This window comes from Achromobacter veterisilvae (assembly GCF_900496975.1).
Lineage (GTDB): Bacteria > Pseudomonadota > Gammaproteobacteria > Burkholderiales > Burkholderiaceae_B > Achromobacter > Achromobacter veterisilvae.
This window is the reverse complement of the sequence record NZ_UFQC01000083.1, coordinates 1-6295: the sequence shown is the minus strand read 5'-3', so window position 1 is coordinate 6295 and position 6295 is coordinate 1. Positions and strand designations below refer to the sequence as shown.

Annotated in this window: 6 protein-coding genes and 1 pseudogene; 3 read left to right on the top strand and 4 right to left on the bottom strand. The window is 66.0% G+C overall.

The window, feature by feature from the left end; translation table 11 throughout:
* Together AVE30378_RS32300 and AVE30378_RS32295 are read right to left on the bottom strand one after the other, a co-directional pair.
* Positions 1-110 (bottom strand): annotated as a pseudogene (locus tag AVE30378_RS32300) (electron transfer flavoprotein subunit beta/FixA family protein); the annotation flags it as partial.
* A gap of 70 nt (positions 111-180) precedes the next feature.
* A complete protein-coding gene (locus AVE30378_RS32295; RefSeq protein WP_208742489.1) occupies positions 181-1104 on the bottom strand; it encodes a histone deacetylase family protein in 924 nt (307 codons plus the stop codon).
* Between the two features lie 10 nt (positions 1105-1114).
* Here AVE30378_RS32295 and mltB point away from each other — a divergent pair, with 10 nt between their 5' ends.
* A complete protein-coding gene (gene mltB / locus AVE30378_RS32290; RefSeq protein WP_129247257.1) occupies positions 1115-2266 on the top strand; it encodes a lytic murein transglycosylase B in 1152 nt (383 codons plus the stop codon).
* Positions 2267-2305: 39 nt separating this feature from the next.
* Here mltB and AVE30378_RS32285 read toward each other — a convergent pair whose 3' ends face one another.
* Positions 2306-3355 carry a cyclase family protein gene (locus tag AVE30378_RS32285; RefSeq protein WP_129247255.1) on the bottom strand — a complete coding sequence of 350 codons (1050 nt, stop codon included), beginning with the start codon at positions 3353-3355 and terminating at the stop codon, positions 2306-2308.
* A gap of 67 nt (positions 3356-3422) precedes the next feature.
* Here AVE30378_RS32285 and AVE30378_RS32280 point away from each other — a divergent pair, with 67 nt between their 5' ends.
* Together AVE30378_RS32280 and AVE30378_RS32275 are read left to right on the top strand one after the other, a co-directional pair.
* On the top strand, positions 3423-4199 hold the full coding sequence (locus AVE30378_RS32280) for an IclR family transcriptional regulator (RefSeq protein WP_129247253.1): 777 nt from the start codon (positions 3423-3425) through the stop codon (positions 4197-4199).
* A complete protein-coding gene (locus AVE30378_RS32275) occupies positions 4196-5176 on the top strand; it encodes a Bug family tripartite tricarboxylate transporter substrate binding protein (RefSeq protein WP_129247251.1) in 981 nt (326 codons plus the stop codon). The genes AVE30378_RS32280 and AVE30378_RS32275 overlap by 4 nt, the downstream gene beginning before the upstream one ends.
* 116 nt (positions 5177-5292) lie before the next feature.
* Here the strand turns inward: AVE30378_RS32275 and cysM are convergent, their stop codons facing one another.
* Positions 5293-6201 (bottom strand): cysteine synthase CysM, encoded by a 909-nt coding sequence (gene cysM, locus AVE30378_RS32270; RefSeq protein WP_129247249.1) that lies wholly within the window; start codon positions 6199-6201, stop codon positions 5293-5295.
* Positions 6202-6295 lie beyond the last annotated feature (94 nt).

Genomic DNA, 6295 nt, shown 5'->3' with positions numbered 1-6295 from the left:
GGGTTCATGGACATCTTCACATTGGCGATATCCACGCCAGTCTGATCAGACTTGACGCGCACCTTGACGTTGTAGTCAACGACGCGCTTGACAGGTACCAACACCTTCATCCCGCTGCCTCCAAATGGAAATAATTACCCGGCATGCGCCGGGATCGCATTGCACAATTTTTTCCTGATTCTACAGCTTCGCCAGCGCTCGTATATGCGCAACCACGCTGCGCCCCAGGGCGGACAAGTTGTAACCGCCCTCCAGCGTGCTGACGATACGCCCCTGGCAGTGGCGATCCGCCACCTCCACGAGCCTTTCGGTGATCCAGGCATAGTCGGCTTCGACCAGGCCCATCTGGCCCATGTCGTCCTCGCGGTGCGCGTCGAAACCGGCCGAGATCAGGATCAATTCCGGCCGGTGCGCCTCCAGCCTGGGCAGCCACGTGTCGGTCACGATGGCGCGCACGGCGGGGCCCCCCGTGTAGGCCGGGACCGGCACGTTCAGCATGTTGGCGGCCGGGTGATCCGCGCCGCTGTTCGGGAAGAACGGATGCTGGAAGAAGCTGCACATCAGCACGCGCTCGTCCCCGGCGAAGACGTCTTCGGTGCCGTTGCCGTGGTGCACGTCGAAATCGATCACGGCCACGCGCGCCAGACCGTGGAAGTCCAGCGCGTGCTGCGCCGCAATAGCGACGTTGTTCAAAAAGCAGAACCCCATTGCCTGCGAGCGGCAGGCGTGATGCCCGGGCGGCCTCACCGCGCAGAACGCGGTGCGGGCTTCGCCGCCCATCACCGCATCCACCGCCGCCATCCCCGCGCCGGCCGCGTAGAGCGCGGCCTCGTAGGTGTGCGGGTTCATCAGCGTATCGGGATCTATAGGGAAATACCCTTGCTCCGGCGTGTTTTCGCGCAAACTGTTCAGATATTGGACAGTGTGCACGCGCAACAGGTCGTGACGGGATGCCTGGGGCGCCTGCCGGTCATTCAGATAAGGCATCAGTCCGCTGGCCAGCAACTGGTCTGAAATGGCGTCCAGCCTCTGTGGGCTTTCGGGATGCCAACTGCCCATTTCATGCAGGCGGCATGCCGGGTGGGTAAGATACATGGTCTCCATAAGGAAGATTATGTTCATCTGTCGGCGATTACTGCAACTCGGAACGCTTTCCGCCGTGCTGGCGGGCTGTTCCACCACCGCCCCCACTGCTTCCACCCCGGCATCCCTGCCGGCCGCCGCCTCTTCATCCGCTCCCACCCGCATCGGGCCCAGCGCGCCGACCCTGAGCCCCGAACTGCCGGACGACGGACCCGCCGCGCTGGGCGCCAACGGCGCGCTGCGGCCGGAAGTCCGGTCATTCGTGGAAAGCCTGGCCGCCGACCGCAAGCTGCCGCTGGACCCGATGGTCGCGGCGCTGCAGGGGTCGCGCTACAACGCCACGGTGGCGCGCCTGATCGCGCCGTCGCCGCCGGGCAAGAAGGTCTGGCGAAGCTGGCTGACGTACCGCTCGCGCTTCGTCGAGCCCAAGCGCATCGGCTGGGGCGTGGACTTCTACAATGAAAACCGCGACCTGCTCAATCAGGCCGCCCAGCGCTTCGGCGTGCCCGCGCCCATCATCGCATCGATCATCGGCGTGGAAACGCTGTATGGGCGCAATATGGGCAACTTCCGAGTGCTGGACGCCCTGACCACGCTGGCCTTCGACTACCCGGATCCCGCCAAGCCCGAACGCGCCACGATGTTCCGCGGCCAATTGGCCGATTTCCTGACCCTGGTCATGCACGACAAGCTGGACCTCGACACTCGCGGCTCTTATGCGGGCGCCATCGGCATGCCCCAGTTCATGCCCACCAGCGTCATGCACTACGCGGTGGACGGCGACGACAACGGCCATATCGACCTCAGCAACAACACCCGGGACGCGATCATGTCCGTGGGCAGCTTCCTGTCGCAGCACGGCTGGCAGCGCGGCCTGCCGGTATTCGCGCCCGTGGCGCTGCCCGCCGACCCCGCCCCGCTGGTGGACGGCGGCCTGGAGCCCAAGCAGACCTGGGGCACGCTCGCGGCCGCCGGCGCGCGCCTGCGGCCGGGCGCGTCCGGCGAAGGCTGGACCAGCCAGCCATTGGGCGTCGTCGACCTGGTGGAAGAGGCCCGGGGCACCGCGCAGTACCGGGTCGGCACGCCCAACTTCTTCGCGCTGACCAAGTACAACCGCAGCTACTTCTACGCCACCTCGGTGGCGGACCTGGCCGGCGAAATCGAAGCCCGCGTCGCCCCCTGAAAAGCCGGCAAGGCCGCGGCTTGCCGGCCGCGGCCCGCGCTACACGGTCGCGACCGGCGTCGCCGGCGAACCCACGGCCCCGGGCAGGTTCAGCGGCGGCGCCGTCAGCAGGAAGCGGCTGCGGCCGTTGGCGGCGAGCCAGCGGGCAAGCGCACCCAGATACCACATTTCGCCTATGGGCATGCCGAGCTTGAAGATGCAATGGTGATGCAGCGGCAGCGCCGCGCAGCAGGCATTGGGTTTCTGCGTGGGATAGATTTCCAGGGCGTGGTTGTCCGACGCCATGGCCGCCACCTTCGAATCCGTAATCCACCGCAGCAGCTTCTCGTCGCTGCCGTCCAGGCCCGCGCAGATCTCGTGCAGCGTGTGCGGATCGGGCTCGCGGTTCTTTTCCAGCAGCGCGTCGCCGAACTCCGTGTGGAACAGCACGATATCGCCCTGCTCGATCTCGATCCGGTCCGCGTCCAGTATCCGCATCAGATCGTCGTAGCCCACCGACTTCTGCTCCCGGCCGTAGTGGCGGGCCAGGTCGACCATCACGCCCCGGCTCTGAAGGCAGGACTCGGCAAGCTGGGTGATGTCCAGTTTCCTGGCGTTCGAGGCCGGCCCCTGGCCCAGGTCGGTCTTGGCGAAGCCGTTGTCGACGTCGTAGTCCACCGGCCCGACCACATGCTCGTTGGGCCGGTAGCCGTTGTAGTAGACGCGCTCGGGCAGGCCGTCGCCGTTGGCGTCGAACAGCGCGCCGACGTGCGCCAGCGAATCCCATTGCGTCGAGTACTGCAGGCTCATCTCGACGATGTCGTCGCTGAGCACGTCGACGCAGCCGGGACGCAAACGCCCCAGCGGGAAATTCAGGTACTGGTCGCCGTCCCTCTCGGTGGGGCGCAGCTTGGGCGGGTGGCGCCGGACGTTCACGCCGTTCCCGCCCGGGTAGTCCAGCGGCAGCGACAGGCAGAAACTCAGCCCCTCGCGGACTTCGCGCATGCCGCTCAGCACGTTCGCGGGAGTGATGTAATTCAGACAGCCTCGCTGGTCGTCAGGCCCGAAATCCCCCCAGTTCGATCCCTCAGGACGGTTCTTCCATCTCATGCGTAGCGGCTCCTTGGCGATTGAATGCAGATTGACATAACTTTATCACGTATAGGATACTAACATCATGGATGTGAAAACCGCAGGCCGAGTCCTGGATGTCCTCAACCTCTTCGCCGAAGAGCAGAAGCCCTTGCTGTACAGCGAAATCGCTGCCCAGATGGGGATTCCGCTCTCGAGCTGCCATGGCCTTCTGAAAACGATGGTGGCGCGCGGTTATCTGTATGAAATCGGCAAGAAGCACGGCTACTACCCCACGCAGAAGCTGATCCACGTGGCCACCCTCATCTGTCACAGCGACCCGTTGAACGCCGTGATCGAACCGGTGCTGGCCCGGGTGCGCGACATCACCGGGGAAACCGCCCTGCTGGCCAAGCTGGCCGACGACAAGGTCGTGTACCTGATCGTCGCCGAATCCAAGCAGACGATCCGCTTCTCCCATCAGCCCGGCGGCTTCAAGGCGGTGCACGCCACCAGTTCCGGCAAGGCCCTGCTGTCGATGCTGTCGCATGAAGAGCGGCAGAAATGGTTCAAGACCTATAGCGGGTTTGCGGCCTACACCGACAGCACCCTCACCAGCCGGGAAGCCTTCGACCGCGATCTGGAGACGGGCATGGCGCGCGGCTGGCAGCGCTCGGTAGGCGAAAACGTCGAGGACGTGATGTCCATTTCGCTCGGCTTCCGGGCATACGAACAACCCTTTGCCATTGTGGTGGCCGGCCCGCTGGGCCGCATGCAGAAGAACGAAGCCACCACGGGAAAACAACTGCTCGAGGTCAAGGCCATGCTGCACACGGCCCTGCCCTCGGCCAATCTCACTTTTGTAGGAGAAGACAGTAGATGAACAAACGCACTTTCATCGCCGCGGCATGCTCGGCGATCGCGACGGCGGCCCTGCCGGTTGCAGGCGCCCACGCGCAAGGGGACTATCCGGACAAGCCCATCCGCGTGATCATGCCGTGGGCGGCGGGCGGCCCCACGGACGTCGTCGGCCGAGTGATCGCGGTCCAGATGGGCGAAATCCTGGGCCAGCCGCTGGTGATCGAAACCCGCGCCGGGGCCAGCGGCACCATCGGCACGGCCCAGGTGGCGAAGGCGCCGGCCGACGGCTACACCTTGCTGATGAACCCTTCCGTGCAGGGCATCTACCCCGCCCAGTTCAAGAATCTGAATTTCGATCCGATCAAGGACTTCCGGATGGTGGGCGTGCTGGGCACGGTGCCGATGGTGGCCGTCGTCCCGCCCGACTCCAAGTTCAAGACCTTCGGCGATCTGATCAAGCAGGCCCAGGCCCAGCCCGGTTCGCTGACCTTCGCGTCCCCCGGCGTGGCCACCCTGCCCCACCTGGCCGGTGAACTGATCAACACCTCCACCAAGGCCAAGATCACCCACGTCGGCTATCGCGGCAGCAGCCCGGCGCTCACCGACGTCGCCGGCGGCCACGTGGACCTGATGTACGCGCCGCTGGCGCCCGCCCTGCCGCTGATCCAGAGCGGCAAGATCCATCCGATCGCGGTCACCACCAAGACGCGCCTGGCCGAACTGCCCGATGTGCCGACCATCTCGGAAAGCGTGCTGCCCGGCTTCGACATCGTCACGTGGTACGGCATGTGGGCGCCCAAGGACACCCCGCAACCCATCATCGCCAAGCTGAACAAGGTCATGATCGAAGCGTCGCAGTCGCCCAAGGTGGTCGAGGCGCTGAAGTCGCAGGGCACGCTGCCCAGCACCATGAGCTACCAGGAAGCGGAGGCTTTCAACCTCGCGGAAAGCGAGCGCTGGATCAAAGTGATGCAGGACGCCGGCATCCAGCCCGAATAAGCCCGGGACGGGCATCGAGCGCGGCGGCTCGCGCGCCCCTCAAAAAGCACACCGCCATGCCGGAAGCGAATCCGGCATGGCGGTGTTTTTGCGTCCGGGCGCCGGGGGGCCCGGCGTCAGTTGAAAACGCCCGTGGAAAGGTAGCGGTCGCCGCGGTCGCAGACGATGAACACGATGGTGGCGTCATTGACGCGCTCCGCCACGCGCAGCGCGGCGACCAGGGCGCCGGCGGAGGAAATCCCGCCGAAGATGCCTTCTTCCGACGCCAGCCGCCGGGCCATGACCTCGGCTTCGGACTGCTCGATCGATTCGTAGGCATCCACGCGGCTGCGGTCGAAGATCTTGGGCAGATAGGCCTCGGGCCACTTGCGGATGCCGGGGATGGACGAGCCCTCGGCGGGCTGGGCGCCCACCACCTGCACCGCGGGATTGCGCGATTTCAGGTAGGTCGACACGCCCATGATGGTGCCCGTGGTGCCCATGGCGCTCACGAAATGGGTGATGCGGCCGTCGGTCTGGTTCCAGAGTTCGGGCCCAGTCGTCTCGACGTGGGCGCGGGGGTTGTCGGGATTGGCGAACTGGTCCAGCACCACTCCCCTGCCTTCGGCCTGCATCTCGGTGGCCAGGTCGCGGGCGTATTCCATGCCGCCCTTGTCCGCCGGCGTCAGGATCAGTTCGGCGCCATAGGCCGCCATGGCCGCGCGGCGCTCCACCGACAGGTTGTCCGGCATGATGAGAATCATGCGGTAGCCGCGCATGGCGGCGGCCATGGCCAGCGCGATGCCGGTATTGCCGCTGGTGGCTTCGATGAGGGTGTCGCCCGGCTTGATGTCGCCGCGCTCTTCCGCATGCTTGATCATCGACAGCGCCGGGCGGTCCTTCACGGAACCGGCGGGGTTGTTGCCCTCCAGCTTGGCCAGGATGACGTTGCCCCGCGCGGCGCCCGCGGCCCCGGGAATACGCTGCAGGCGCACCAGCGGCGTGTTGCCGACGGTTTGCTCGATAGTGGGATAGGTAGTAGTCATGCGGACGATAATAACTCCGCCTGGCGGCGGGCGCCGCCAAAAGCCGCGCTCCCGCCAGGGCTTCCCGCGCCGGGCGGCGCCGTCAGGGCCTGGC